21 protein-coding genes and 1 tRNA gene are annotated in these 25,335 nt (G+C 72.1%); 4 read left to right on the forward strand and 18 right to left on the reverse strand.

What is annotated here, in order from left to right; genetic code table 11:
• Positions 1–216: 216 nt before the first annotated feature.
• Together JJJ15_RS01090 and JJJ15_RS01095 are read right to left on the reverse strand one after the other, a co-directional pair.
• The gene (locus JJJ15_RS01090) at positions 217–951 is read right to left on the reverse strand and encodes a DUF4097 family beta strand repeat-containing protein (protein ID WP_200511147.1); all 735 of its coding nucleotides are present in this window, start codon (positions 949–951) and stop codon (positions 217–219) included.
• Between the two features lie 39 nt (positions 952–990).
• Positions 991–1,563 (reverse strand): toxin-antitoxin system HicB family antitoxin, encoded by a 573-nt coding sequence (locus tag JJJ15_RS01095; protein WP_200511148.1) that lies wholly within the window; start codon positions 1,561–1,563, stop codon positions 991–993.
• A 324-nt stretch (positions 1,564–1,887) separates the two neighbouring features.
• On the opposite strand from JJJ15_RS01095, the gene JJJ15_RS01100 reads away from it, so the two are divergent.
• Positions 1,888–3,471: a cation:proton antiporter family protein gene (locus tag JJJ15_RS01100; protein WP_246742101.1), complete on the forward strand. Its 1,584-nt coding sequence runs from the start codon at positions 1,888–1,890 to the stop codon at positions 3,469–3,471.
• A gap of 661 nt (positions 3,472–4,132) precedes the next feature.
• On the opposite strand, the gene hisS is transcribed toward JJJ15_RS01100, so the two are convergent.
• From hisS to polA, 10 genes are all read right to left on the reverse strand, one after another.
• A complete protein-coding gene (gene hisS, locus JJJ15_RS01105) occupies positions 4,133–5,551 on the reverse strand; it encodes a histidine--tRNA ligase (RefSeq protein WP_200511149.1) in 1,419 nt (472 codons plus the stop codon).
• A 31-nt stretch (positions 5,552–5,582) separates the two neighbouring features.
• A complete protein-coding gene (gene uvrB / locus JJJ15_RS01110; RefSeq protein WP_200511150.1) occupies positions 5,583–7,679 on the reverse strand; it encodes an excinuclease ABC subunit UvrB in 2,097 nt (698 codons plus the stop codon).
• 538 nt (positions 7,680–8,217) lie between these two features.
• The gene (locus JJJ15_RS01115; protein WP_246742102.1) at positions 8,218–8,883 is read right to left on the reverse strand and encodes a transcriptional initiation protein Tat; all 666 of its coding nucleotides are present in this window, start codon (positions 8,881–8,883) and stop codon (positions 8,218–8,220) included.
• Between the two features lie 196 nt (positions 8,884–9,079).
• Positions 9,080–10,765 (reverse strand): hypothetical protein, encoded by a 1,686-nt coding sequence (locus JJJ15_RS01120; protein WP_200511151.1) that lies wholly within the window; start codon positions 10,763–10,765, stop codon positions 9,080–9,082.
• Positions 10,755–10,925 (reverse strand): hypothetical protein, encoded by a 171-nt coding sequence (locus JJJ15_RS01125; protein WP_200511152.1) that lies wholly within the window; start codon positions 10,923–10,925, stop codon positions 10,755–10,757. Before JJJ15_RS01125 ends, JJJ15_RS01120 begins: the two co-directional genes overlap by 11 nt.
• 92 nt (positions 10,926–11,017) lie before the next feature.
• Entirely contained in the window at positions 11,018–11,785 is a 768-nt protein-coding gene (gene coaE, locus JJJ15_RS01130; protein WP_348641482.1) for a dephospho-CoA kinase, read from the reverse strand.
• The gene (locus JJJ15_RS01135) at positions 11,782–12,339 is read right to left on the reverse strand and encodes a pyrrolidone-carboxylate peptidase (protein WP_200511153.1); all 558 of its coding nucleotides are present in this window, start codon (positions 12,337–12,339) and stop codon (positions 11,782–11,784) included. The genes coaE and JJJ15_RS01135 overlap by 4 nt, the downstream gene beginning before the upstream one ends.
• Positions 12,340–12,558: 219 nt before the next feature.
• Positions 12,559–13,653 (reverse strand): hypothetical protein, encoded by a 1,095-nt coding sequence (locus JJJ15_RS01140; RefSeq protein WP_200511154.1) that lies wholly within the window; start codon positions 13,651–13,653, stop codon positions 12,559–12,561.
• Between the two features lie 93 nt (positions 13,654–13,746).
• Positions 13,747–15,192 (reverse strand): 30S ribosomal protein S1, encoded by a 1,446-nt coding sequence (gene rpsA, locus JJJ15_RS01145; RefSeq protein WP_106109164.1) that lies wholly within the window; start codon positions 15,190–15,192, stop codon positions 13,747–13,749.
• A 267-nt stretch (positions 15,193–15,459) separates the two neighbouring features.
• Complete coding sequence (gene polA / locus JJJ15_RS01150; RefSeq protein ID WP_200511155.1) at positions 15,460–18,225, reverse strand: DNA polymerase I; 2,766 nt, start codon at positions 18,223–18,225, stop codon at positions 15,460–15,462.
• A gap of 17 nt (positions 18,226–18,242) precedes the next feature.
• Here polA and JJJ15_RS01155 point away from each other — a divergent pair, with 17 nt between their 5' ends.
• Positions 18,243–18,701 carry a hotdog fold thioesterase gene (locus tag JJJ15_RS01155; protein WP_200511156.1) on the forward strand — a complete coding sequence of 153 codons (459 nt, stop codon included), beginning with the start codon at positions 18,243–18,245 and terminating at the stop codon, positions 18,699–18,701.
• Between the two features lie 11 nt (positions 18,702–18,712).
• Here JJJ15_RS01155 and JJJ15_RS01160 read toward each other — a convergent pair whose 3' ends face one another.
• A complete protein-coding gene (locus JJJ15_RS01160) occupies positions 18,713–19,327 on the reverse strand; it encodes a response regulator (RefSeq protein ID WP_106109167.1) in 615 nt (204 codons plus the stop codon).
• A gap of 137 nt (positions 19,328–19,464) precedes the next feature.
• Between JJJ15_RS01160 and JJJ15_RS01165 the strand changes: the two genes are divergently transcribed.
• Positions 19,465–19,538 (forward strand) — tRNA-Leu (locus JJJ15_RS01165).
• 194 nt (positions 19,539–19,732) lie between these two features.
• Here the strand turns inward: JJJ15_RS01165 and pyk are convergent.
• The 3 genes from pyk to JJJ15_RS01180 all read right to left on the reverse strand — a co-directional run bounded on the left by pyk (position 19,733) and on the right by JJJ15_RS01180 (position 23,162).
• Positions 19,733–21,166: a pyruvate kinase gene (pyk, locus tag JJJ15_RS01170; protein WP_200511157.1), complete on the reverse strand. Its 1,434-nt coding sequence runs from the start codon at positions 21,164–21,166 to the stop codon at positions 19,733–19,735.
• 73 nt (positions 21,167–21,239) lie between these two features.
• Positions 21,240–22,319, reverse strand: coding sequence for a prolipoprotein diacylglyceryl transferase (gene lgt, locus JJJ15_RS01175; protein ID WP_200511871.1), 1,080 nt, complete (start codon positions 22,317–22,319; stop codon positions 21,240–21,242).
• Positions 22,320–22,337: 18 nt separating this feature from the next.
• Positions 22,338–23,162, reverse strand: a complete 825-nt coding sequence (locus JJJ15_RS01180) for an indole-3-glycerol phosphate synthase TrpC (protein ID WP_246742103.1) — start codon at positions 23,160–23,162, stop codon at positions 22,338–22,340.
• 266 nt (positions 23,163–23,428) lie between these two features.
• Between JJJ15_RS01180 and JJJ15_RS01185 the strand changes: the two genes are divergently transcribed.
• Entirely contained in the window at positions 23,429–24,025 is a 597-nt protein-coding gene (locus JJJ15_RS01185; protein WP_200511159.1) for a hypothetical protein, read from the forward strand.
• A gap of 94 nt (positions 24,026–24,119) precedes the next feature.
• Here JJJ15_RS01185 and hisI read toward each other — a convergent pair whose 3' ends face one another.
• Together hisI and hisF are read right to left on the reverse strand one after the other, a co-directional pair.
• Positions 24,120–24,488: a phosphoribosyl-AMP cyclohydrolase gene (gene hisI / locus JJJ15_RS01190; RefSeq protein ID WP_106109170.1), complete on the reverse strand. Its 369-nt coding sequence runs from the start codon at positions 24,486–24,488 to the stop codon at positions 24,120–24,122.
• A gap of 57 nt (positions 24,489–24,545) precedes the next feature.
• A complete protein-coding gene (gene hisF, locus JJJ15_RS01195) occupies positions 24,546–25,316 on the reverse strand; it encodes an imidazole glycerol phosphate synthase subunit HisF (RefSeq protein ID WP_200511160.1) in 771 nt (256 codons plus the stop codon).
• Positions 25,317–25,335 lie beyond the last annotated feature (19 nt).

Genomic DNA, 25,335 nt, shown 5'->3' on the forward strand with positions numbered 1-25,335 from the left:
CCGGGCCCGCAGCGGGTCCTGAGATGGCGGCCCGGCCTCTGGGAAAGAGGCCGGGCCGCTGTCGCGCGCGTGGAGGGCCGCCTGGCCCCTCCTGGCTGGCGCGCCTCCTCCTCCCCCGTCCCAGGGAGATGAGGGGGCGATGGGCAGGGCCTCCCCGCGGACGACCGCCCCTACCCCGTTCCCGGGGAAGGGGCGGTCGTCGTGCGCGTTAAGGGGCTAGGCCCTGCGGATCCTGACCGTGCCGAACTCGGTGCGGGCGTTCAGGAACAGCTGCTGGCGCTCCTGGGGCGGCTGGGCGCAGGGGCTCAGGTCCGTGGTGACGCTACCCAGCCGGGAGCTGCAGTCCAGGTGGACGGCGGTGCTGGCGGGGACGCCGACCTTGATCGACCCCAGGGAGGAGCGCAGGTCCAGGTGCCCGGAGGTCGCCCGCTCCACCTTTACCGACCCGGCCTCGGTGCTGGCCATGACGTCCCCGGTGGTCAGGGACAGGACCACCGACCCGGCCTGGGTGGTGAAACGGCCGTCGTTGACGGAGGCCACGCGGATGGAGCCGGCCTCGGCCCGCAGGTCCGCGTTCTGGCAGGGGCCGACCTTAATGGAGCCGGCCATGGTGGTCAGGCGCACGCTCTCCCAGGGCTGCATGGCGTTGATCCCCCCGGCGCTCAGGCGCCCCTCCAGGCACGCCCCCTGGGGGACGGTCACGCGGATGCGCCCGAACCAGTCGGTCCAGGGCAGCAGCCCGGCCAGGCGGTCCCGTCCCGTCGTGGCGGTCTGGCTGACCGTGACCCGCTGTCCGTCGGCCTCCACGGCCAGAATACGGGCCTGCTCCTCGGTGGCCTCCACGGTGATGGAGCCGCCGGCGCCGGGGAAGGTCACCACGCTCAGGGAGGACAGGTCTAGGGCGAGTACCGGCGCCTGCGGCCCGGTGACGTCGAAGGTCCAGATTGGCATGAGGTCTTTCCTTAACTCTAGAGGTGCGGCCGCGGGCCGTCAGGCGAACCAGCCGTTGAGGGTGGGGGCGGAGGTGCGGGCGGCCCGGGGCGGGCGGGAGGACGGGCCCCAGTGGGAGCCCTCCTGGCCCTCGTAGCCGCCGTCCTCGTCGTCCCAGGACAGGACCTCCCTGACGGCCTCCACCAGCCAGGCGTTGACGGAGCGGCCCTGGGCCTGGGCGGCGGCCTCGACCTTGCGCTTGAGGGCGGCGGGCAGGCGCAGGGTGGTGCGGACCTCGGCCTCGTCGTCCTGGGACGGCGTGGGCTGGTCGCCCTGGAGCTCCTCGCCGGGGGCCTGGTCGCCCGGGGCGGGGGCGGCAGGGGGCGGCGGGGGCAGCTCAATGACCTGCAGGTGCGGGGCGGGCCCGTTCATGACCACGCTGACACGGGTGGAGTCGAGCTCGGCGCTGACCTCCTCGGCGACCTCGGTGAGCATCTGGAGGGCCGTCAGGCGCAGGGAGGGCTCAATGGCCACCACGAGCCTCCGGGAGACCTCCTGGGTGGTCTGGTCCCCCAGGCTGGCGGCGTCCTGGAGGGCCTTGGCAAGGGTCTCCGTGTACAGGTTCATATCCATGACACCATGATGACACCACTGTGACACCATATGCAAGTTGAGTGGCTCCGTCGTGACACCACCGTGGTGCGGCTGCGGCCCCGGTACGTCGGTGGGGACGTGCCCGGCGGGGACCAGCGCCCCGGGGTGCCCGGCGCGCACGGGGCCCTGGCCCGTGGTCGTCGAGCCGATCGAGTACCGGGGGGTGCCCGGTGCGCACGGGGCCCTGGCCGCCCGTCAGCCGGGTACGCGGCCGGCCGCGAGGGCGCCCGGTGCGCGGGAGGCCCTGACCTCGTGGTATGAATACGGTGGCCGACCGCTTCGATCGATGAGGACCAGCTTGCCGTGAGCCCTGCACTGACCCCTGCCGTCTACCTGACCGCGGTCGTCCTGCTGGGCTTCGCCGCCACGCTCCTGCGTCTGCCTCCCCTGGTGGGCTTCCTGGCCGCGGGCTTCGTCCTGGGAGCCTGTGATGTGGAGCACCTGGGCTACGTGGAGGTCCTGGGCGACCTGGGTGTGGCGGTGCTGCTGTTCACTATCGGGCTCAAGCTCGACCTGCGGGTCCTGGCCCGTCGGGAGGTCATTGGCACGGCGGTGGCCACCACGCTCGTCCTGGACCTGGCGTCCACGGCACTCGTGGGCGGCCTCGTGGCCTGCGGCCTGACCGCGGACGCCGTCACCCCCACCGGGGTGGCCTGCCTGGGGCTGGCCCTGTCCTTCTCCTCCACCGTCGTGGTGGTCAAGCTCCTGGAGGAGCGTGACGACACCAGGGCGCTCTACGGGCGGATCGCCATTGGCGTGCTGGTCGTCCAGGACGTGCTCGCCGTGGCCTACATGACCCTGGCCGCCGGTCTCACCCCCAGCCCGTGGGCGGCCGCCCTGGTGCTGCTGTGGCCGGCCTCCAGGGTGCTGGGCCACGTCCTGGACCGCGTGAGCCACGGGGAGATGCGCACCCTGTTCGGTATCGCCATGGCCCTGCTGCCCGGCTATCTCCTGTTCACCCTCCTGGGGCTCGACGGCGACCTGGGGGCCCTGCTCATGGGGGCGCTGCTGGCCTCCCACCCCGCCGCCAGGGAGCTCTCGGCGAGCCTGTTCACCATTAAGGAGCTCCTCCTGGTGAGCTTCTTCGTGTCCATCGGCCTGGACGGGTCCCCGGGGGCCGGGGCGGTGGCCGTGGCGCTCGCGCTGCTCGGGCTGCTGCCGCTGCGCGCCCTGACCTACACGGTCGTGGTCCGCGTGCTGGGGATGCGTCGGCGCACCTGCGTGCTGGTGGGGCTGGCGATGACGGCCTACAGCGAGTTCGCGCTCATTGTGGTGGCGGTGGCGGTGAGGCACGGGGACCTGGGCGAGCAGTGGCAGGCCGCGGCCTGCCTGGCCCTGGCGCTGAGCTTCGTGGTCTCCTCGGTGGCCAACCGCGGCCCCGCCCGGCTCGTGCGCGCCCTGACCGCCCACATTCCCCACCGCTGCGACCACACCCTCCACCCCGAGGAGCAGCCGGTGGACCTGGCCGGGGTGCAGACCGTGGTCTTCGGTATGGGGCGGGTGGGGCGGGCCACCTACGCCCGGCTGGTGGCCGACGGGGAGAGCGGCGTGCTGGGTATTGACAACGACGCCTCCAAGGTGGAGCGCCTGGGCCGGGCCGGACTGCGCGTCATGGAGGCCGACGCCACCGACCAGGACTTCTGGGAGCGTCTCGACGCCGTCCACGCCACCAAGGCCGTCCTGGCCATGCCCGAGCCGGGAGCCAACCTCCACGTCCTGGAGTGGCTGGAGCGGTCCTCCTTCGAGGGGCGGGTCATTGCGGTGGCCCGGTGGGACGACGAGGCCGCCGAGATGCGCCGTTGTGGGGTGGACGCCGTCATTAACGCCTACGACGGCCTGGGGGCGGCCCTGGCCGAGGCCGTGGAGACGGTCGGCGCCCGCCCCTAACGCGAGAACGGTACTTATTCCCCGTGAGAACGGTACTTGTTCGTCGCGAGAACGGTACTTGTTCGTCGTGAGAACGGTACTTGTTCGTCGTGAGAACGGGGCCGCTCACAGCGGGCTCACAGGACTTCCTGGCCCGCAACAGTGACCCGCTCTGGGCCCCACGGGTGCCGAGCCCCTCGACCAGGCCGACCAAGCCAGGAGGACCTAGGCCCCACGGGTGCCCGGCCCCCACGATCCCCTGGACGATCCACGACGGGCCCCGCAACCAAGCGATTGTGAGGGCTGGCCCCCACAATCCCCCGGCCTTGGGCGTCCGGTCCTAACGGGTACGGGGGCTTTAGCCCCGGCCCCGTGCGTCATTGCCCACCGTGGCACGGCCCCGGCGGGCAGGGCCAGCGGGCCGTGCTGCCCAGCTGGTAGCGACGCCCGGAGGAGGCGTCAGGCGACCACCACCGTGGAGGTAGGGCCGTCACCCGGGCTGTTCACGCCCGGAGTCCTGTCAGGCACTCGTCAGACCTGAGTGGCCGCACCGTTCAGGGCGGGTCCAGCTGGCCCCCCGAACAAGTACCGTTCTCACGAGCAACAAGTACCGTTCTCACGACGAATAAGTACCGTTCTCGGCACGAACAAGTACCGTTCTCGCGAGCAATAAGTACCGTTCTCACGGGGTCTTGTCCGGAGCCGGCACCCCCGCACCCGGGACCAGGCGCGGGGCCAGGTCCGCGGGGTCGGAGGGGACCCAGGTGGCGGGGTCGGCCTGTACCTGCTCCCCGGAGCGGATGTCCTTGACCGAGTCGGTGGCCGGGGCGGCGCCGTCGGCCCGGCCGGTTCCCGGGAACCAGACGAAGGGGATGCCGCGCTGGTCGGCGGCCTTGATCTGCCTGCCGAGCTTGGCCGCCGTCGGGGAGAGGTCCGCGGCAATGCCCCGGGCGCGCAGGGCGGCCGCGACCGCCTCGGAGGCGGGGCGGTGCTCCTCGTCCATGACGGCCACCAGGACCGTCGTGGGCACCGCCCGGGTGACCTCGACCAGCCCCTCGGCGACGACGCGCGACAGCAGCCGGGAGACGCCCACGGAGATGCCCACCCCGGGGAAGACGCGCTTGCGGCCCGAGGCCAGGTTGTCGTAGCGGCCGCCGGAGCACACCGAGCCCAGGTCCTCGTGGCCGGCCATAAAGGACTCGTAGACGGTCCCGGTGTAGTAGTCCAGGCCGCGGGCGATCCTGAGGTCGGCCACCAGCGCCCCGGGCCGACGCCGCTGGGCGGCGCGCAGCAGGGCGCCCAGCTCCTCCAGGCCCTCGGTCAGCAGCGCGGTGGGCTCGGCACCCTCGAGGGCCGCGACGACGGCGGCGCCCACGGCGTCCGGGTCGGCGCCGGTGACGGCGGCCAGGCGCAGGGCGGCCTGCGCCTGGCCGGGCGTGGTACCGACCTGGCCCACCAGCTCCTCGGAGACGTTCCGGGCGCCGATCTTGTCGATCTTGTCCACCACGCGCAGGACCTCAATGAGCTGGTCGTCCCGGATACCCACCGAGGTGTAGAAGCCTTGGGCCACCTTGCGGTTGGAGACGTGGACGCTCACCGGCGGGACGGGCAGGGCGGACAGGGCCTCGTGCATGACCAGGGCCACCTCCACGTCGTGGTGCAGGGGCAGGGAGCCGTCGCCGACGACGTCGATATCGGCCTGGATGAACTCCCGGTAGCGCCCCTCCTGGGGCCTCTCGCCGCGCCAGACCTTCTGGATCTGGTAGCGCTTGAAGGGGAAGTGCAGGGACCCGGCGTTGTCCACCACGTAGCGGGCGAAGGGGACGGTGAGGTCGAAGTGCAGGCCCAGCTGCTTGCGCGGGTCGGCCACCTCGGCGGGGTCAGCCTGGAGCCGGGAGAGGAGGTAGACCTCCTTGGAGGTCTCCCCCTTCCTGGTCAGCTCGCTCAGGGGCTCCACGGCGCGGGTCTCAATGCCGCAGAAGCCGTGGAGCTCGAAGGTGTGGCGCAGGGTGTCCAGGAAGAGGCGCTCCACCACGTGGCCCGCGGGGAGCCACTCGGGGAAGCCGGAGAGTGAGGACGTCGCTGCTCGTACCTGTGCCATGGGCACATTCTGGCACGGCCGCCCCCCTGGCTCAGCCTGTCTCCCGCATGGCACGCAGCTCCTTCTTCAGGTCGCGGATCTCGTCGCGCAGGCGGGCGGCCAGCTCGAACTGGAGGTCCTCGGCCGCGGCGTGCATCTGGGCGGTGAGCTCCTCGACGAGCCCGGCCAGGTCCCCCGCGGCTGCGCCGGCCAGCTTCTCGCGCACGGTGGCCTCGGCGGCCCGCCTGCGGCGTCCCACGACCGCCCGCTCCTCGTGGCCGCGGTAGCCCCCGGCCAGGAGCTCGTCGGTGTCCACGTCCTCGCGGGCGAGCATGTCGGTGACGTCGGCGATCTTCTTGCGCAGCGGCTGGGGGTCGATGCCGTGGGCGGCGTTGTAGGCCAGCTGCCTGGTGCGACGCCTCTCGGTCTCCTCAATGGCCTCGGCCATGGCGGGGGTGAGGGTGTCGGCGTACATGTGCACCTCGCCGGAGACGTTGCGGGCGGCCCGCCCGATGGTCTGGATCAGGGAGCGCGCCGAGCGCAGGAAGCCCTCCTTGTCGGCGTCCAGGATGGAGACCAGGGAGACCTCGGGCAGGTCTAGGCCCTCACGCAGCAGGTTAATGCCCACCAGGACGTCGAAGCGCCCCAGGCGCAGCTCACGCAGGAGCTCCACGCGCCGCAGGGTGTCGACGTCGGAGTGGAGGTACTCCACACGCACCCCCCTCTCGGCCAGGTAGGTGGTCAGGTCCTCGGCCATGCGCTTGGTCAGGGTGGTCACCAGGACCCGCTCGTCCCGCTCCACCCGGACGCGCACCTCCTCCAGGAGGTCGTCGATCTGGCCCTGGGTGGGCTTGACCACGACCTTGGGGTCCACCAGGCCGGTGGGTCGGATGATCTGCTCGACGACGCCGTCGCTGCGTCCCAGCTCGTAGTCGCCGGGGGTGGCCGACAGGTAGACGGTCTGGCCCACGCGCTCCTCGAACTCGGCGAAGGTCAGCGGCCGGTTGTCCAGGGCGCTGGGCAGGCGGAACCCGTGGTCCACCAGGGTGCGCTTGCGTGAGGCGTCCCCCTCGTGCATGGCCCCGACCTGGGGGACGGTCACGTGGGACTCGTCAACGACCAGGAGGAAGTCCTCGGGGAAGTAGTCCAGGAGGGTGTTGGGGGGCGTGCCCGGGGAGCGGCCGTCAATGTGCAGGGAGTAGTTCTCGATACCGGAGCAGGTGCCGATCTGGCGCATCATCTCCAGGTCGTAGGTGGTGCGCATGCGCAGGCGCTGGGCCTCCAGGAGCCTGCCGCCGCGTTCCAGGGCACTCAGGCGCTCGGCCAGCTCGTCCTCAATGCCCTCGATGGCCCTGCTCATGCGCTCGGGGCCGGCCACGTAGTGGGAGGCCGGGAAGACGAAGACCTGCTCGGTGGGGGCGATGACCTGACCGGTCACGGGGTGCAGGGTGGCCAGGGACTCGATCTCGTCGCCGAAGAACTCAATGCGGATGGCGAGCTCCTCGTACACGGGGATGATCTCCACGGTGTCCCCGCGCACGCGGAAGGTGCCGCGGGTGAAGTCGACGTCGTTGCGCGTGTACTGCATGGTCACGAAGCGGCGCAGGAGCTCGTCGCGGTCAATGACCTGCCCCACCTCCAGGGGCGTCATGCGGTCCACGTACTCCTGGGGCGTGCCCAGTCCGTAGATGCAGGACACCGAGGAGACCACCACCACGTCGCGGCGGGTGAGCAGGGAGTTGGTGGCGGAGTGCCGCAGGCGCTCGACCTCGTCGTTGATGGAGGAGTCCTTCTCGATGAAGGTGTCCGTCTGGGGGACGTAGGCCTCGGGCTGGTAGTAGTCGTAGTAGGAGACGAAGTACTCCACCGCGTTGTTGGGCAGCAGCTCGCGGAACTCGGCGGCCATCTGGGCGGCCAGGGTCTTGTTGGGCTCCAGGATGAGGGTGGGGCGCTGGACGGCCTCGACCAGCCAGGCGGTGGTGGCGGACTTGCCGGTGCCGGTGGCCCCCAGGAGCACGACGTCCTTCTCCCCGGCCTCAAGGCGCTGGGTGAGGGCGGCGATGGCGGCGGGCTGGTCGCCGCTGGGTGAGTAGGGGCTGATGACCTCAAAGGGCCTGGCAGCACGCTGGAGGTCGGTGACGGGGCGCATACCCCGCACCCTACCCGCCAGCCCCGACGCGCCCCCGCCCGTCCTCCCCCGCCCACCGTGAGAACGGTACTTGTTCGTCGCGAGAACGGTACTTATTCGCCGCGAGAACGGACACGCTCACAGCGTCCTCACAGGACGCGTTCAGGCCAGGCATCCCGGCGCACCGCCCGATGCCAGGTGAGGGGCGTTTGGGGCACGGGCTCACAGGACACGTCCCAGGAGGCGGGACGTCCGCTGCTCGGCTGGGGGAGTTGCACGTTCTTTTTACAATCGCCTGTCTCCTGGTGGAGCGGGCCGGTGCGGCGTCCAGGGTGACATTTTGCGCAGAGGGTAACCGATTGCGCAGAAGGTGACCTGGATTCGTTACCTTCTGCGCAAAACGTCACCCTGCGCACAAAATGTTCCGCCCTGCACAAAGCGTCCCCGCACACCGTCCTTGCCCGCGTGGCCAGGAGACCCGGTCCTGCGGCAGACCGGACGGCACCAGGAGAGCGGGTAGTGCCACGGGCACCAGAACCCGTAGCGACCGCCCGCCACCCTACTGCTCGGTGCCGCCCCACTCCACGGCAGTGAAACCGTGCCTCGTCGGGGCCGGGATGAGAACCTGCTCAGGGACGTCCTCCCGGGGTACCGCGCCAATAACGACGTAGACACGGACAAAGGTGTCCGGCACCATTGCCGCGTCGTTACCCACAAAGGTGTACCGAGCGCGCCGCGCGTACTGGTCCGTGGCGAAGGTGACCAGGCACCGACCACGGGTTCTCATACGCGGCCCCCAGTACGTAATGAAGTCAGCTGACTCGCGCTCGCTCAGCCCCAGAAGAGCGAGCTTCTCCTCCAGGAAGACGGTCTCACCACCGGGCTCCACCACAAATCCCTCAGCCTGGGTAAAGGCAGGGGACGACGTTCCCTCCCAGAACAGTGAGGGGTACGTCCGCCCCGCCGAGTCCCTCAGGGTCCCGTCGGGGGAGGCCGTCACCGACCAGGTCGCCAGGCCCCTGGTGCGTACCGGCTCGGGGTAGGCGTAGGTCAGCTCCCCGTCCCACGCCAGGGACACCTCAAGGGCCGTCTCCTGCTGCGGGTACAGGTACAGCACCGGCTTCTTGGACTCGGACCCCCTCCACCTGAGCGACAGCGGCTTGCACCCTGCTGCCAGGGCCAGCCCACCCGCGGCGGCGAGCGCCAGGAGCCCTCTGCGAGTCACCCGGGAAGTACGCACGATATCCCTCCTTGGACTACAGGTCACCCTTATTCTACCGCCGTCCTCCGGGACCACGGCCCTGGTGGGGTGCGGCAGGGGCCGCCAGCACCGGCATAACGGGGCACGGTCAACCACAGCCCCGGTGGGGTGCGGCAGCGGGGGCCGCACCAGGACCCCTGGCACGGCCCCCACCAGGCGCTCAGCGACGACGTCGCAGGAGCACGCCCCCGCCGGTCAGGACCCCGGCCAGGCCCAGCGCCGTCAGGGAGACACCGGTACGGGCCAGGCCCGAGCCGGGCCTGCCACCCTGCTGCGCGGCGGCCTGCGGGGCCGCCCCGGCTGAGGGCCCTACCGCCGGGTCTGCCGCCGGTGCCGCCGCCTGGTCGGTCCCGGTCCCGGGATCCGCCGGGGTCTCAGGCCCGGGGGTCGGGCTGGGCGCGACCCGGGTGTCCTGCCCTGCCACGTAGCGGATGTCCAGGGATCCGCCTCCTGCGGGGCTGGTGGTGTCGGCGCGGAAGGCCACTGTCCTGACCCCCTTGGAGTCAGTGAGTACCTGGACCAGCCCCAGCGTCCCGTCGTCGGAGTTGAGGTGGAAGGAGCGCGGGGTGTAGCCCTCGAAGCGCTTAACGAGCGTCTCGTCGGTCAACGGGTAGCGCATCTCCTGGCCGCGGTGGACCGGGACCTGCTCCTCCACGGGGTTGCCAGCGGCGTCGTTGAAGTACTCGTGGATGAGGTCGGAGGGGGCGCCCTCCATGGGGTGCTGGTAGCGCACCGTGAGGGTGAAGGCCTCCCCCAGCGGCTCCTCGACGAGGGCGTCCATGACGTCCTCAAGGGCCGTGACCTCCTGGGAGACCTGGTCCGCGGTGGCGTAGGCGGCCTGGTCGCGCAGGGTGGCGGCGGTCGCGATCTCGGACATGAGGGCGGCGCGCGTTGCGGGGGTGAAGCCCTTGCCCTCGGCGGGCACACGGGCGATGGCGGCGTCGTACCGGGCGTCCAGGGCGGTGGTGTCCACCGGGGTGTAGTCCTCGGTGGTGGCCGCGGCGACGGCAGCGTCCAGGGCGGCGGCGGCGTTGTCAAAGTCGCGGTGGGTGACGAGCTCACCCTCCCTGGGTGTCTTGAGGGTCACGGCGTCAGGGGTGGCCAGGAGCTTCTGGCCGGTGGCCACGGCCGCCACCAGGGTGTCGTAGCTGGCACGGGTCAGGCGCCTGCCGTCCTTGCCGTTGGCCTCCAGCAGGGTAGTCGCGCCGGCCAGGGACGTGGTCAGGGAGGTGCGGTCGTAGGGGGCCGGGGTCAGGGCGTCGAAGGCGGTGTTGAGGCTGGTCCGGGCCGCCTGGATGTCGGCGTTGGTGGGGGCGTCGGCGCCTCCGGCCCGGGCTCTGGTCACCAGGGCGCGGGCGGCCGCGTCCTGGCTGAGGTAGGTCTGCTTGGTGGTCTCGTCAAGGAGCATGCCGGCGTCCACGGCCGCGGAGTAGGTCGACCAGTGCTCCGTCATGGCCTCCTCCAGCTCGTGGGTGTCCGTCACGGCGGTCTCCTGGGGGACGCTCACCGTGCTCTCCACCCCGCCGAGCGTGAGGGCCACGCTCGTGCCGCGTACGCCCCTGATGGGGCCGTCGCTGGAGAAGACGGTCTTGTCGTAGGTGCCCTTGGGGTCCTCCTCGGACCACAGCAGACGGGATCTGACGTACTCGTTGTGCCTCACGCTATTGGTCTCAAAGGGCAGGTAGTACCGGCCGTCGAACTCCTCCACGCCGACGTCCTGGGAGGAGATCGGCATGGCGACCTCGCCGTAGAGCATGATCTCGCGGGCCTGGCTCAGGGAGTCGTAGCTCAGGGTGGCCACCCAGACGGTGGCCTGCTGCTCACCATATTTTGTGTCATAGATCACCGTCTGTGGCGTGGGCCTTGACCCAGTCCAGGGAGTGGGTGTCGGAGGCCTCAGCGGCCACGGAGGCCGGGGCGAGGAGGGGCGTCGCAGCCATGCCGACGGGGAGCACCAGGGCTGCTCCCAGGGCGAGCGCCAGGGCGCGTGAGCGACGTGCTGCCATAAGGGTCTCCTTGGGGTGTCGGGGTTATGGTGCCCGCATCAGCGCGGACACACAGGTGAGACTAACCTTAGTTCCCGGGACCGTCTATGAGGTCAGGCACGTCCGCCCTGGTCAGCGGCCATTTCCGTAGCCGCGGGCACCAGGACGTCCGCCCAGAGGCGCTCAACCGCGGCACGCAGCTCCTCGCGCGTCCCGCTGTTGTCAAGCACGACGTCGGCCACCGCGCGACGCTGCTCGTCACTGGCCTGGCTGGCCAGGCGGGCCAGGGCCTCCTCCCGGCCCAGGCCCCGGCCCTCCAGACGGGCCAGGCGCACCTCGCGCGGGGCCTGCACCACCACGACGTAGTCAAAGCGCGACGCCGCCCGCTGCTCGACCAGGAGCGGCATGTCGTAGACGGCCACGCGCCCGGCCGGGACCGCGGCCAGGCGCCGCTGCGCCCGGGCGGCGACGAGGGGCAGGACAATGCCCTCAAGACGTGCCCGCTCCCCGGGGTCCCTGAAGACGCGGGCCCCCAGGGCGGCCCGGTCCAGCGACCCGTCCGCCCGCAGGACGTCCCCGAAGGCCGCCGCGACCGCCGCCAGGCCCGGCGTGCCGGGGGCCACCACCTCACGGGCCAGCACGTCGGCGTCCACGACGGTGGCCCCCAGGTCGGCCAGGACGGCGGCGGCAGTGGACTTGCCCGAGCCGATCCCGCCGGTCAGCCCCACGTACAGAGCCCGGGCACCCGCCGGGCCCGAGTACCCGCCGGACCCGGCCGACCCCGCCCCGGTGGGGGCCGTACCGCCAGGAGCCGCCCCGCCAGGGGCCGCCCCGCCCGGCCCCGCACCGCCAGGGGCCGCACCCGTGCCGGGCGCGCTCACCGCCGGTAGCCTGCCGCCCAGGCCAGCAGCGCCTGCGCCAGGACGGCGACGTCCACGTCCGGCGGGACGTGGAGGAACCCGGCGGGCAGGCCCGTGCGCACCCCCGCGTAGAAGGTCGTGTTGCACACGTAGGTGCCTGCGTCCCAGGACTCCTTAGCCTCCAGGCCGGCCTGGGTCAGGACGTCCACCAGCGCGGCGGTGTCGACCGTGGCGAGCAGCCCCTCCGGTCCCCCTGCCTCGACCACGCCCTGCTGTGAGGGCCGACCGTCCTCGTCCACGCCCTCCTGCTCGTTGGCCGCCACGCACTCCACCCGCAGCACCTGGGCGTCCCCGGCCAGTCCCAGGCTCAGCACAGCCCGGGGGCGGTGCACGCGGACGAGCTCACCCAGCTTCGCCGGGGCCCCGGTGAAGCTGACGGGCAGCACCTCGGCCGCCACGTCGTCACCCGGCGCGGCCTGCAGCGCCCGGACCACCTCCTGGGAGGGGTTGACGGCGTGGGGGCCAAAGGGACCGAAGCCGGTGATAAGGACCGGGGAGCTCACAGAAGCGGTCATACCCGCCATTGTGCCCCACGCCGCGGGAGCCCGGGGAGCGCATGCCACGGCACAGTAGTCAGCGTGACCGCCGTACGGGAGCCGGGGAGCACGTGCGCCCCGGGTCCGGCCCGTCTGCGGGCGCGCAAGGCCCACCTACCGTTCTCACGACGAACAAGTACCGTTCTCGCGAGCAATAAGTACCGTTCTCGCGGTGGGCGACCGCCGCGTGGGCGACCGTTACATGGGCGACCAGGTCAGTCCGCCGTCGGTGGAGACGATCCAGGTGCTCTCCCCCGCCCCCACCCAGGAGGGGTAGCCCACCTGCACCTCGATGCGGTGGGAGTCCCCCCGGGCGTCCTGCAGGAAGTGCCCGGCCGGGTCGTCGCCCAGTGCCGCGGGGACGGTCACCTCGCTCCAGGTGGTCCCGTCGTCGGTGGAGACGTAGATCTCTCCCCCGGTGGCCGAGCCCGTCCCCGCCACCAGGACCCCGTCCAGGGCCACGTAGGCGTACGGGTCACCGCGCAGGGCCACCCGGCTCTGGGCCTCCCACCGGCCGTTGCGCAGCCGGTAGGCGCACACCATGCCGTGGCCCTCCAGGACCCGGGTCTGCCTCGCCCCCCGGGCGGCCACGGCGTGGTCCGCGTCCTCCTGGTCCAGGCGCGGGCAGCCCCTCGGGTCGTTGACGCCCAGGGTCGGCCCGGGTGTGGCCGTGGGCCCGGGCGGCCGCGTCGCGGGCGCCATGGGGACAGAGCCCGTCGGGAGGGGAGGTGGAGCGGTCGTGGGCGACCAGGTGGAGGGCAGGTTCGCGGGGGTGCGCCCACAGGTTGCGGACACGTTCTCGTTGTCCCACCGGGCCTTCTGGACGCACGCGATGTACCTGCTGATGAGCTCGTTCCTCTGGGCCCGGCGCTCCGCGAGGAAGGGGCCCACGCCCCTGTGGAACAAGAGGTCGGAGTCTGAGGCCACCGGGTTGGTCTCGGGGTACCAGGTGACCCCCTCCTTGTCGACGTACTCCTCGTTCTCCAGCAGGCCGAGACCGCCCACGTAGCCCATACCCACCAGGACGAGGGAGGCCACCACGACCACGCCGTTGACCAGCTTGACGGGCAGGGCCAGGACGTCGGCGCCCTCCCCCTGCCCCTGGCCGTCAGCAGGGGGCCAGGACCAGACCACGCCCAGCAGCAGCACCGAGGAGATCACCAGGCACAGGCTGAAGGGGCCCGGGGCCAGCACCACGGGCAGGCCCAGGAGCCACGGCAGGCAGGCCAGGCACAGGCAGACCCCGGCGGTCACCGCCGCCCATCTGCGTAGCCGCTTTACCCGGGTGCCCACGACAGCATCATAGGCGTGCGCGCCCTGACGCACACGGATATGCCCGGCCCCCAGGAAGGGGGCCGGGCAGTGAGCGTGGTCCGGCCAGCTGGCTCAGTTGCCGGTCAGCTTCTCGCGCAGGGCGGCCAGCGCCTCGTCGGAGGCCAGCGTACCGGTGGCCTCCGAGGGGGCCGAGGAGTAGGAGGTGGAGCCCGACGCCGGGGCGCCGGAGTCGGTGTCCTCCTCCATGGCCCTGGCGACCTGGGCCTTGTGGGCCTCCCAGCGGGCGTGGGCGGCCGCGTACTCAGCCTCCCAGGCCTCGCGCTGGGCGTCGTAGCCCTCCAGCCACTCGTTGGTCTCGGGGTCGAAGCCCTCGGGGTACTTGTAGTTGCCGTTCTCGTCGTACTCCGCGGCCATGCCGTAGAGGCTGGGGTCGAAGTCGTCGGAGCTGGGGTCCACGCCCTCGTTGGCCTGCTTGAGGCTCAGGGAGATACGACGGCGGTCCAGGTCGATGTCAATGACCTTGACGAAGACCTCGTCACCGACCTTGGCGACCTGCTCGGGCACCTCGATGTGACGCTGGGCCAGCTCGGAGATGTGGACCAGGCCCTCGATGCCGTCCTCCACGCGCACGAAGGCGCCGAAGGGGACGAGCTTGGTGACCTTGCCGGGCACGACCTGGCCGATGGCGTGGGTGCGGGCGAAGGCCTGCCAGGGGTCCTCCTGGGTCTTCTTGAGCGACAGGGAGACGCGCTCGCGGTCGAAGTCGACCTCGAGGACCTCGACGGTGACCTCCTGACCGACCTCGACGACCTCGGAGGGGTGGTCGATGTGCTTCCAGGACAGCTCGGAGACGTGGACGAGGCCGTCCACACCACCGAGGTCCACGAAGGCACCGAAGTTGACGATGGAGGAGACCACACCGGTACGGACCTGGCCCTTCTGGAGGGTCTGGAGGAAGTTGGTGCGGACCTCGGACTGGGTCTGCTCGAGCCAGGCACGGCGGGACAGGACCACGTTGTTGCGGTTCTTGTCCAGCTCGATGATCTTGGCCTCGAGCTCACGGCCCACGTAGGGCTGGAGGTCACGGACACGGCGCATCTCGACCAGGGAGGCGGGCAGGAAGCCGCGCAGGCCGATGTCGAGGATGAGACCACCCTTGACGACCTCGATGACGGTGCCGGTCACGACGCCGTCCTCCTCCTTGACCCGTTCGATGGTGCCCCAGGCACGCTCGTACTGGGCACGCTTCTTGCTCAGGAGCAGACGGCCCTCCTTGTCCTCCTTCTGGAGGACCAGGGCCTCGATCTCGTCGCCGACCGAGACGATCTCGTCAGGGTCGACGTCGTGCTTGATGGACAGCTCGCGAGCGAGGATGACGCCCTCGGTCTTGTAGCCGATGTCAAGGAGGACCTCGTCGCGGTCGACCTTGACGACAGTGCCCTCGACGATGTCGCCGTCATCGAAGTACTTGATGGTCTCGTCGACGGCGGCGAGGATCTCCTCGGTCGAGCCGATGTCGTTGACGGCGACCGGGGCGAGGCTGTTGGTGATGGTCATTGAGTGGTTGCTCCGAAACGGACAGGTTGGTCGGGTCAGCAGATACCATGCGTCCCCCGACGCCGCGACCCAGCCCGGACTGGCCCGCGGCACGGTCGGGCCGACGACGTCACCTCCGGCAGAAGACGCGTCACCAGCCCTGGAGCGCATGGCCCCGGACTCTACCAGGGATTCGTGCCTTCTCACCGCATAGGAATCAAGACGCCATACCGTCCTCATATATGTGATGCATCACATACGGGGGTGACCTCGTACCTTGCACACCTGTCAGTGTGCTGCGTCGCGCCAGGTCCGGCCACGCCCCAGGGAGACGTCCAGGGGTACCGAGAGCTCGGCGGCGGCCCCCATGCGGCTCCTGAGGACCTCCTCCACCGTCCCGGTCTCCCCGGGGGCCACCTCCACCAGGAGCTCGTCGTGGATCTGCAGCAGTATGCGGCTGGAGCAGCCCTGCTCCCCCAGCTCCTCGGCCACGTCGACCATCGCCTTCTTGACGATGTCGGCGGCGCTGCCCTGGATGGGGGCGTTGAGGGCGGCCCGCTCGGCCATCTCCCGGCGCTGGCGGCTGTCGCTGGCCAGGTCCGGCAGGTAGCGGCGGCGCCCGAACATGGTCTGGGTGTAGCCGTCGCGCCGGGCCTGCTCCACCACGCCCTCCAGGTAGTCGTGGACCCGCCCGAACCGGGCGAAGTAGGCGTCCTTCAGGGCCGCGGCCTCGGCGTTGTCAATGCCCAGCTGCTTGGCCAGCCCGTAGGTGGACAGCCCGTAGGCCAGGCCGTAGCTCATGGCCTTGACGTGGCTGCGCTGCTCAGGCGTGACCTGGGACACGGGGACGTCGTGGACCAGGGCCGCCACGTAGCGGTGCAGGTCCTCCCCGCTGCGGAAGGCCTCAATGAGCGCCTCGTCCCCCGACAGGTGGGCCATAATGCGCATCTCGATCTGGGAGTAGTCGGCGGTCACCAGGCACTCGTAGCCCCGGCCCACGGTGAAGGCCTCACGGATGCGCATGCCCTCCGGGGTGCGGGCGGGGATGTTCTGCAGGTTGGGGTCGGTGGAGGACAGGCGCCCGGTGGCGGTCACGGTCTGCTGGAAGGTGGTGTGGACGCGCCCGTCGGGCTGGACGGCCTTGCGCAGGCCCTCGACCGTCTGGCGCAGCTTAATGGCGTCGCGGTGCTCCAGGAGGTGGCCCAGGAAGGGGTGGGAGGTCCTGGCGTACAGGTCGGCCAGGGCGGCGGCGTCGGTGGTGTAGCCGGTCTTGGTGCGCCGGGTCCTGGGCATCCTCAGCTCGTCGAACAGGACGGCCTGGAGCTGCCTGGGGCTGGAGAGGTTGAGCTCGTGGCCCGCGGCGTCGTAGGCCCCCTGGGCGGCGTGGGTGACGCGGGCGTCGAGCTCGGTCTCGCGCTCGGCCAGCACGGTCTCGTCCACGGCGATGCCGTCGGCCTCCATCTGGGCCAGGCAGCTGGCCACGGGCATCTCCAGGCCCTGGTAGAGGTCCAGGACGCCGCGCCGGCCCATCTGCTCCCTGAGCGCCTCCTCCAGCGCGGGCAGGAGGGCCGCGCGGCGCGCCGCGGCCAGGGCGGCGGTCGGCGTGGCGTCCTGGCCCAGGGACTCCAGGTCGAAGGCCCCCTGGGCCTGGGCGGGCTCCTGGGCCTCCAGGTCGACCCCGAGCCAGCGCTGCGCCAGGGAGTCGATGTCGTAGGCGCGCTGCTCGGGACGGCACAGGTAGGCCCCCAGGGAGGGATCCCCCACGACGCCGTCCAGCCCCAGGCCCCGTGCGCGCAGGGCGTGCCAGGCGCCCTTGGCGTCGGCGACGACCTTGGGGCGCGAGACGTCGGTGAGCAGCGCCGCCAGCGCCACCTCGTCCTGGGGGGAGACCAGGGTCAGGTCGATGACGACGGCGGCCGTGCCGTCCGACAGGGCCAGGAGCTCGGGGTCGGCCTGGCCCGGGCGCAGGCTGCCGGTGACCACGACCCCCAGCACCCCGGCCTGCCCGTCCGCTCCCCCCAGGTGCCCGGCGAGCCAGGGCCCCACCGCCCCGGGCTCGAGGTCGGCCCCCAGGACGGCCGGGGCCAGGGAGGCCAGGCGCCCCGCCAGGCGGTCCCCCGGGGCGGGGCCCGCGTGGTCGGCGGAGTCGGCGAAGGTCAGGATCCGTCCGGCCCGCTGGGCCAGGGTACGCAGCTCCAGGGACTCCATGACACCGGTCAGGGCGGCCCGGTCGGCGCCCGCGAGCCTGAGGTCCCGGCGCACGTCCAGGCCCAGGTCGACGTCGGTCAGGAGGCGGTTGAGGCGGCGGTTGCGCACGACGTCCCCCAGGTGGTCGCGCAGGGACTGGCCGGCCTTGCCCCGGATCTGGTCGGCGTGGGCGATGACGCCGTCGAGGCCGTCGTAGAGGCTGAGCCACTTGGCGGCGGTCTTGGGGCCCACCCCGGGCACCCCGGGGAGGTTGTCGCTGGTCTCGCCCACCAGGGCCGCCAGGTGGGGGTAGCGCTGCGGAGGCACCCCGTAGCGCCTCTCGACCTCGGCGGGGGTCATGCGGCGCAGGGTGGACACGCCCCTGACGGGGTAGAGCACGGTGCACCGCTCGGTGACGGTCTGGAGGGAGTCACGGTCCCCCGAGCAGACGAGGACCTCCATGCCCGCCTCCTGGGCGCGGGCGGCCAGGGTGGCCAGGATGTCGTCGGCCTCGACGTTCTCCTTGGTCAGGGAGCGCACGCCCATGGCGGACAGGAGGTCCTGGATGAGGGCGACCTGGCCGACGAAGGGCTGGGGGGGCGCGTCGCGGTTGGCCTTGTAGAGGGGGTAGTCCTGGGTGCGGAAGGTGCCTCCGGGCAGGTCGAAGGCCACGGCCACGTGCGTGGGGCGCTCGCTGTCGATCAGGGACAGGAACATGGAGGTGAAGCCGTGGACGGCGTTGGTGGCCTGGCCGGTGGAGGTGGTGAAGTTCTCGACCGGCAGGGCGTAGAAGGCGCGGAAGGCCATGGAGTGGCCGTCGACGAGGAGGAGCCGCGCGGGGTCGGTGCTGGCGGTTGAGGTACTCACCGTGCCAGCCTACGGGTATGAGTCAGGCCCTTCCCCCCGGTTCCGCTGGTGGCCCCTGCCGCCCCGTCCCCTCCGGGCCCGGGGCCGAGCGGTGGGAGGACCGCGAGCGCGCCACGCTCATGGAGACCCTGGGCATGAGGGTCGTCCGGCGTGACGCCCACCATACCGTGGTCACCATGCCGGTGGACAGGGCCCTGCAGGTGGTGGGGATCCTCCACGGGGGCGCGAGCGCCGCCCTCATTGAGACGGCGGCCTCGGTGGCGGCGCGGGAGGCGGCACCCGAGGGCCTGGTGCCGGTGGGGGCCGAGCTCCAGGTCTCGCACCTGCGCCCGGTGAGCCAGGGCACGGTGAGGGCCGTGACGCAGCCGCTGCACGTGGGACGCCGCACGACGGTGTACGAGGTCAGGGTCACCGACGTGTCCGAGCACCTGGTGGCACGCGGGACCCTGCGCAGCCTGTACGTACCGCACCCCTGAGGCAGGGTCCCTTAAGAGGACTTGGAGGACTTGGAGGAGCCGACCTGCTCGATGACGGCGTCGGCGACCTCGCGCATGGTCAGGCGGCGGTTCATGGAGGTCTTCTGCAGCCAGCGGAAGGCGTCGGGCTCGCTCAGCCCCATCTTCTCCATGAGCAGGCCCTTGGCGCGGTCCACGCGCTTGCGGGTCTCGAAGCGCTCCTGGAGGTCGGCGACCTCGGACTCCAGGGAGGAGATCTCCTCGTGGCGGCTCACGGCGATCTCCAGGGCCGGGATGAGGTCGGCGGGGGTGAAGGGCTTGACCACGTAGGCCATGGCACCGGCCTCGCTGGCACGCTGGACGAGCTCGGTCTGGCTGAAGGCGGTCAGCATGACCACCGCGCAGTCGTGCTTGTCGAGAATGCGCTCGGCGGCCGTGATGCCGTCGGTGACGGGCATCTTGACGTCCATGACGCAGATGTCGGGCCGGTGCTCCTCGGCGAGACGGATGGCCTCCTCGCCGTCGGCGGCCTCGGCGACGACCTCGTACCCGGCATCAGTGAGGGTCTCCACGATGTCAAGACGGATGAGGGTCTCGTCCTCGGCGACGAGGACCCTGCGGGATCGGGTGGTGGAATCGGTGCTCACGCGGCGATACTAGTATGCTGGTAGGCGTCACGCTCTCTGAGCGGGTCAGGAACTGGTATGACGTACGTATGACATACCGTTCCCGCAGGTCAGAGCGGCGGTTGACGGTGTAGGTCACGCGAATCACGTGGCTGAGAGCCTCCGTAGCCCAATCGGTAGAGGCATCCGACTCAAAATCGGAGCAGTGTGGGTTCGAGTCCCACCGGAGGCACCGCGCCCGCGCCGCCCACGTGGCCCACAGGCCCCGGTCGGGCTGGTCGGCGTCCCGGCCAGCCAGGCGCCGCCCACGGGGCGGACACGGCCTGGGCGCGAGGTGCCAGGGCGCGGCGCCCACGGGGCGGACACGACGGTGTCCCCGCCACGGGTGGTGGCGGGGACACCGTGGGCCGGATGGCGCCGTCGGGCTCAGTCGTAGCGGTAGTCGCTGCGCTCCCCCACGGTGTGGATGCGGATGGAGTTGGTCGACCCGGGGGTGCCCGGGGGCATGCCGGCCACGATCACCACCGTGTCCCCGAGGTTGGCCAGGTTCTTGGTCTGGAGGACCTCATCGACCTGGTCCACCATCTCGTCGGTGTTGGTGACCTCGGGCACCTCGTAGGTGGACACGCCCCAGGAGACGGCCAGCTGGTTGCGGGTCGAGGTCAGGGGGGTGAAGGCCAGCAGCGGGATGGCCGAGCGCAGGCGCGACAGGCGGCGGGCCGTGTCGCCGGACTGCGTGAAGGTCACCAGGTAGTCCACGTCGAGCTGCTCGCCCATCTCGGCGGCGGCACGGGTGAGCACCCCGGCGCGGGTCTGGGGGTAGGAGCCCAGCGGCGCGATGCGCTCCCCGCCGTGCTCCTCGACGTTCTCGATAATGCGGGCCATGGTGCGCACGGCCTCGATCGGGTAGGCGCCCACCGAGGTCTCCCCGGAGAGCATGACGGCGTCGGCGCCGTCGAGGATGGCGTTGGCGCAGTCGGAGGCCTCGGCACGGGTGGGGCGCGGGTTCTGGATCATGGACTCCAGGACCTGGGTGGCCACGATGACCGGCTTGGCCTGACGGCGGGCCAGCTCGATGGCGCGCTTCTGGACCAGGGGCACGGACTCCAGGGGCATCTCCACGCCCAGGTCGCCGCGGGCCACCATAATGCCGTCGAAGGCGGAGACGATGTCGTAGAGGTTGTCCACCGCCTGGGGCTTCTCGATCTTGGCGATCACGGGGATACGCACCCCGTACTCGTCCATGATGTCGTGGACGTCCTTGATGTCGTCGGCGCTGCGCACGAAGGACAGGGCGATGATGTCGGCGCCGATCTTAATGGCCCAGCGCAGGTCCCCGCGGTCCTTCTCGCTGAGGGCCGGCACGGAGACCGCCACCCCGGGCAGGTTGAGGCCCTTGTGGTTGGAGACGTAGCCGGGGACCTCGACCTTGGTGACCACGTCGGTGTCGGTGACGGCCACGACGCGCACCGCCACGTTGCCGTCGTCAATGAGGAGGCGGTCACCGGGACGGCAGTCCCCGGGCAGCCCCTTGAAGGTGGTGGAGACGCGCTTGACGGTGCCCAGCACGTCGTCGGTGGTGATGGTGAACTCGTCGCCCTTGTGCAGCATGACCTTCTGGTCGTTGACAAAGGTCCCCAGGCGGATCTTGGGACCCTGGAGGTCGACCAGGACGGCGATGGCGCGGCCGGAGGCCTGGGCGGCCGAGCGGATCCGGTCGATGACCTCCTCCTGGTCCTCCGCCCGCCCGTGGGAGCGGTTGATCCGGGCGACGTTCATGCCAGCGTCCACGAGAGCCTGCACCTGCTCAGGGGAGTCTGTGGCCGGTCCAAGGGTGCATACGATCTTTGCTCTGTGCATGGGCCTATGGTAGGCGACGGGCCCCGGGCGTGCGACAGTAACATCCCGGACGGGCCTGACGGGCAGGGGCGGGTCAGCCGGCCGCGGCGCCGTCCCCCTCCTCCCGGGGCCCTCGGCCAGGAGCCCGCGCCGACCTGGGGCCGGGGGCGTCCGGCTCCTCGACGGGGCCGGGTGCGTCTGGCTCTCCCTCCGGCTCCTCCTCCTGGTCCCCCCGCTCCCCCTGGTCCTGGTCCCCCTGGTCCTCTCGGCCCGGCGTCGCGGTCGGGTCCTCCCCACCGGGTCCGCCCCGGGCGCCGCGGTCGGGGCGGGCCACGGCGTCGTCGACGGGCTGGCACAGGGTGTAGCCCACCAGGCCCAGGACGAAGACGAGCAGGGACGTCCACACGTTCAGGCGCAGCCCCAGGACGTGCTGGGCCTCGTCGACCCGCAGGTACTCGATCCACCCCCGGCCCGAGGTGTAGACCATGAGGTAGGCCCACGCCAGGCGGCCGCCGGTGGCGCCGTCACGTGCCAGCAGGCGGCGTCCCAGCCACACCAGGAAGGCCGCGCCAGCCAGGTTCCACAGGGCCTCGTAGAGGAAGGTCGGGTGGAAGAGCGTGCCGGGGGCGTACCCCACGGGGGTGTGGGCGGCGTCGATCTCCAGCCCCCAGGGCAGGGTGGTGGGGCCGCCGAAGAGCTCCTGGTTGAACCAGTTGCCCACCCGGCCGATGGCCTGGGCCACCAGGAGGGCGGGGGCGACGGCGTCCACGAAGGGGGCCAGGCGCAGGCCGCGGCGGCGCAGCAGCCAGGCCACGGCGGCCACGCCCCCCGCGACACCGCCCCAGATGCCCAGGCCCCCGTTCCAGACCTGGGGGATGAGGGACAGGTCCCCGTGCGGTCCGAAGTAGGCGTCCGGCGAGGTCAGGACGTGGTAGAGGCGCGCGCAGACGATCCCGGCCGGCACCCCCAGCAGGGCGGCGTCCAGCACCACGTCCCTGCCCCCGCCCCGGGCCCGGTAACGGCGGTCCGACCACCACACGGCCACGAAGACCCCGGTGAGGATGCACAGCGCGTAGGCCCGTAGCGGGAAGGGCCCCAGGTGCCACACGGAGCGTGAGGGGCTGGGGATGGAGCAGGGCGGGACCGCACGGGTCGCGGCCAGGCCGGTGATCAGGGTGGCGACGGTAGGCACTCAGGAAACCTCTCGGTGGGCGGCGGGCAGGAGGGCCGGGTGGCTGCCGGCGGCCACGAGCTCGGCGACGAACTGCTGGGGGTCGGCGGAGCGTATGAGCGCCTCCCCCACCAGGACCACGTCGGCGCCGGCGCGGGCGTACTCCATGACGTCGTGGGCCCCGCGCACGCCGCCCTGGGCGATACGCATGGTGGCGGCGGGGACGACCTCGGCGACCTGGGCGAAGCGGCCCGGGTCGACCCTGCGGTTCCTGGGGTCGCGGGAGTCCACGCTGACGGCCCGGGCCCCCAGCCGCAGGGCGGTGAGGGCCTCGGCGCGCGTGTGGGCCTCGACGACGGCGAGCATGCCCAGGGAGTGGGTGCGCTCCACCAGGCTCTCCAGGATCAGGGGGGCCAGGCGCGCGTCGAGCATGAGCAGGTCCGCGCCGTGGGCCCGGGCCTCGTGGACCTGGTAGGGGGTGACAATGAGGTCGTGGACCAGGACGGGGACGTCCACCGCCCGGCGCACGGCGTCCAGGTCCGCCAGGGAGCCGTGGCCGCGCAGGGGCTCGGTGACCACCGAGACGCAGGCCGCCCCCCCGGCCTCGTAGAAGCGCGCCAGGACACCGGGGTCCCCGGCCCCGGAGAGGTCGGAGAAGGTGGCGGTGGCGCGCCTGACCTCGGCGATCACGGAGACCGCCCGCGCCTGCGTGCACAGGACGGCCACGGCGTCCAGGGCCCCCGGGGCGGTGCGCACCATCTCACGGACCCGGTCCAGCGGCAGGCGCTCCTCCCGGGCGGCCACGGCGAGGCGTGCGGCCTCGACAGCACGTAGAAACGCCTTCACACGCACCTCCTCACCGATGGGATGGACGGGGGCCTCCATCGTCCTCGCCCTGTGGCCCGTGAGGCAAATCAGGTCCACCCCGCCGGGCGTGTCCGGCCCCGGTACCCGCGCCGGTGGCGCCCCGGCGGACTGTCCGGCCCAGCGGGCTGTCCGCCCAGGGCACCGCCCCGGCAGGCTGTCCGGCCCGACGGGCCTCCCAGCCCGCCCGGGGCGCCCCGGGGCGGTGCCCTGGGTGAGGAGGCAGGGGCGGGCGCTAGGCTGTCCGGGTGAGCCCGTCGCCGGTGACCCCTGACGCGGCCGTGCCCCTCCTCACCGCCCGCGTGACGGAGCACACGTCCGCTGGTCGCCGTGTCCTGGTCCTTATCGACGGGCTCACCGGCTCGGGGAAGTCGACCCTGGCCGGGCACCTGGGGGCGGGCCTGCCCGGCTGCCTGTCCCTGGCGGTGGAGGAGCTGGTCCCCGGCTGGCAGGCCCTGGAGGAGGGGGTGGGCCGGTGCGCGGCGGCCCTGCGGGAGCTGGCCGGGCAGGGACGCGCCACCGTGAGGAGCTGGGACTGGGGGCGTATGGAGCCCGGCGGGGCCCGACGGCTCACGCTGGGCAGGGCGGGGGCGGCCGTGGTGGAGGGCTGCGGCGCCCTGGCGGCCGGCGCGCAGCCGCTGGCGGGAGCCCAGGTCATCCGGGTCCTGGTGGAGGCCGAGGACGCCGTGCGCCACCGGCGCCTGCGCTCCCGGGACCCCTACACCTGGGACGTGGCGGCCTGGGAGGCGCAGGAGCGCCGCGTGGCGTCGGCCTGGCGGCGGGACCCGCGCTACGGGCCGGACGTGGTGGTGCGCCCTGTCGTGCCGGGCCCCGGAGTCCGGTGAGGTGCCCGCCGACGGTAGCCGGCAACGGCCTGGCCCTGGCATCCGGTGACGCCCAGGGCCAGCGCGCGGGGGGTAGCACGCGGGCGGGCCCCGGTCAGGGGCGGGAGCCGACGACGGCCCCCAGGTCCCCGCCGGCCTGGAAGCAGCTGCGCGTCCCCGTGTGGCAGGCGGCCCCGACCTGGTCGACCTGGACCAGGAGGGCGTCGCCGTCGCAGTCCAGGGACACGGACCTCACGTACTGGTGGTGGCCGGAGGTGTCCCCCTTGCGCCAGTACTCCCCCCGGGAGCGGGACCAGAAGGTCACCCTCCCCTGGGTCAGGGTGCGACGCAGGGCCTCGTCATCCATCCACCCGACCATGAGGACCTCGCGGGTGTCGAACTGCTGGACGACGGCGCACACCAGGCCGGAAGCGTCCCGTTTGAGACGGGCCGCCAGGGAGGCGGGCAGGACGGGTTCGGTCACGTACGGGATCCTCTCACGGGCCACCCCGCCCGGTGACCGCGGCGTGCTGGCCCCGCCTCAGCGTACGGGGTGCCCGGCGGCGCGCAGCGCCTCCTTGGCCCGCCCGACCGTCATGGTCCCGTAGTGGAAGACGCTGGCGGCCAGGAGGGCGTCGGCCCCGTGGTCGGCGGCGGACACGAAGTCCTCGGGGCGTCCCGCCCCGCCGGAGGCGATGAGGGGCACGCTCACGGCGCGGCGCACGGCGTCGAGCATCTCCAGGTCGAAGCCGCGTGTGACCCCGTCGGCGTCCATGGAGTTGAGCAGGATCTCGCCGGCCCCCAGCTCCACGGCCCGCACCGCCCAGCTGACGGCGTCGATCCCGGTGGAGCGCCGCCCGCCGTGGGTGGTGACCTCGTAGCCTGACGGCGTGCTCACCCCGGGTGGGCAGCGGCGGGCGTCCACCGACAGGACGATGACCTGGTTGCCGAAGCGGTCGGCGACCTCGCCCAGGAGCTCGGGGCGGGCGACGGCGGCGGTGTTGACCCCGACCTTGTCCGCCCCGGCGGCCAGGAGACGGGCCACGTCCTGGACGGTGCGCACGCCGCCGCCCACGGTCAGGGGCACGAAGACCTGGTCGGCGGCGGCGGAGACCACGTCCACCATGGTGGCCCGCCCCTCGGCCGAGGCGGACACGTCCAGGAAGGTGATCTCGTCCGCGCCCTGGGCGTCGTAGCGGCGGGCGAGCTCGACGGGGTCCCCGGCGTCACGCAGGCCGGCGAAGTTGACGCCCTTGACCACCCGGCCGTCCTTGACGTCCAGGCAGGGGATAATGCGGATCGCGACGCTCATCGGTGGTCTCCTGCCGGTC

The organism is Actinomyces sp. HMT897, from assembly GCF_016626125.1.
Lineage (GTDB): Bacteria > Actinomycetota > Actinomycetes > Actinomycetales > Actinomycetaceae > Actinomyces.

Bases quoted from the DNA above. Each gene is read 5' to 3' on its own strand.
- rpsA (WP_106109164.1), bottom strand. From the start codon at position 15,192: ATGACCATCACCAACAGCCTCGCCCCGGTCGCCGTCAACGACATCGGC.
- pyk (WP_200511157.1), bottom strand. From the start codon at position 21,166: ATGCACAGAGCAAAGATCGTATGCACCCTTGGACCGGCCACAGACTCC.
- JJJ15_RS01090 (WP_200511147.1), bottom strand. From the start codon at position 951: ATGCCAATCTGGACCTTCGACGTCACCGGGCCGCAGGCGCCGGTACTC.
- hisF (WP_200511160.1), bottom strand. From the start codon at position 25,316: ATGAGCGTCGCGATCCGCATTATCCCCTGCCTGGACGTCAAGGACGGC.
- JJJ15_RS01095 (WP_200511148.1), bottom strand. From the start codon at position 1,563: ATGGATATGAACCTGTACACGGAGACCCTTGCCAAGGCCCTCCAGGAC.
- hisS (WP_200511149.1), bottom strand. From the start codon at position 5,551: ATGGCACAGGTACGAGCAGCGACGTCCTCACTCTCCGGCTTCCCCGAG.
- JJJ15_RS01125 (WP_200511152.1), bottom strand. From the start codon at position 10,925: ATGGCAGCACGTCGCTCACGCGCCCTGGCGCTCGCCCTGGGAGCAGCC.
- uvrB (WP_200511150.1), bottom strand. From the start codon at position 7,679: ATGCGCCCCGTCACCGACCTCCAGCGTGCTGCCAGGCCCTTTGAGGTC.
- JJJ15_RS01135 (WP_200511153.1), bottom strand. From the start codon at position 12,339: ATGACCGCTTCTGTGAGCTCCCCGGTCCTTATCACCGGCTTCGGTCCC.
- JJJ15_RS01155 (WP_200511156.1), top strand. From the start codon at position 18,243: ATGAGTCAGGCCCTTCCCCCCGGTTCCGCTGGTGGCCCCTGCCGCCCC.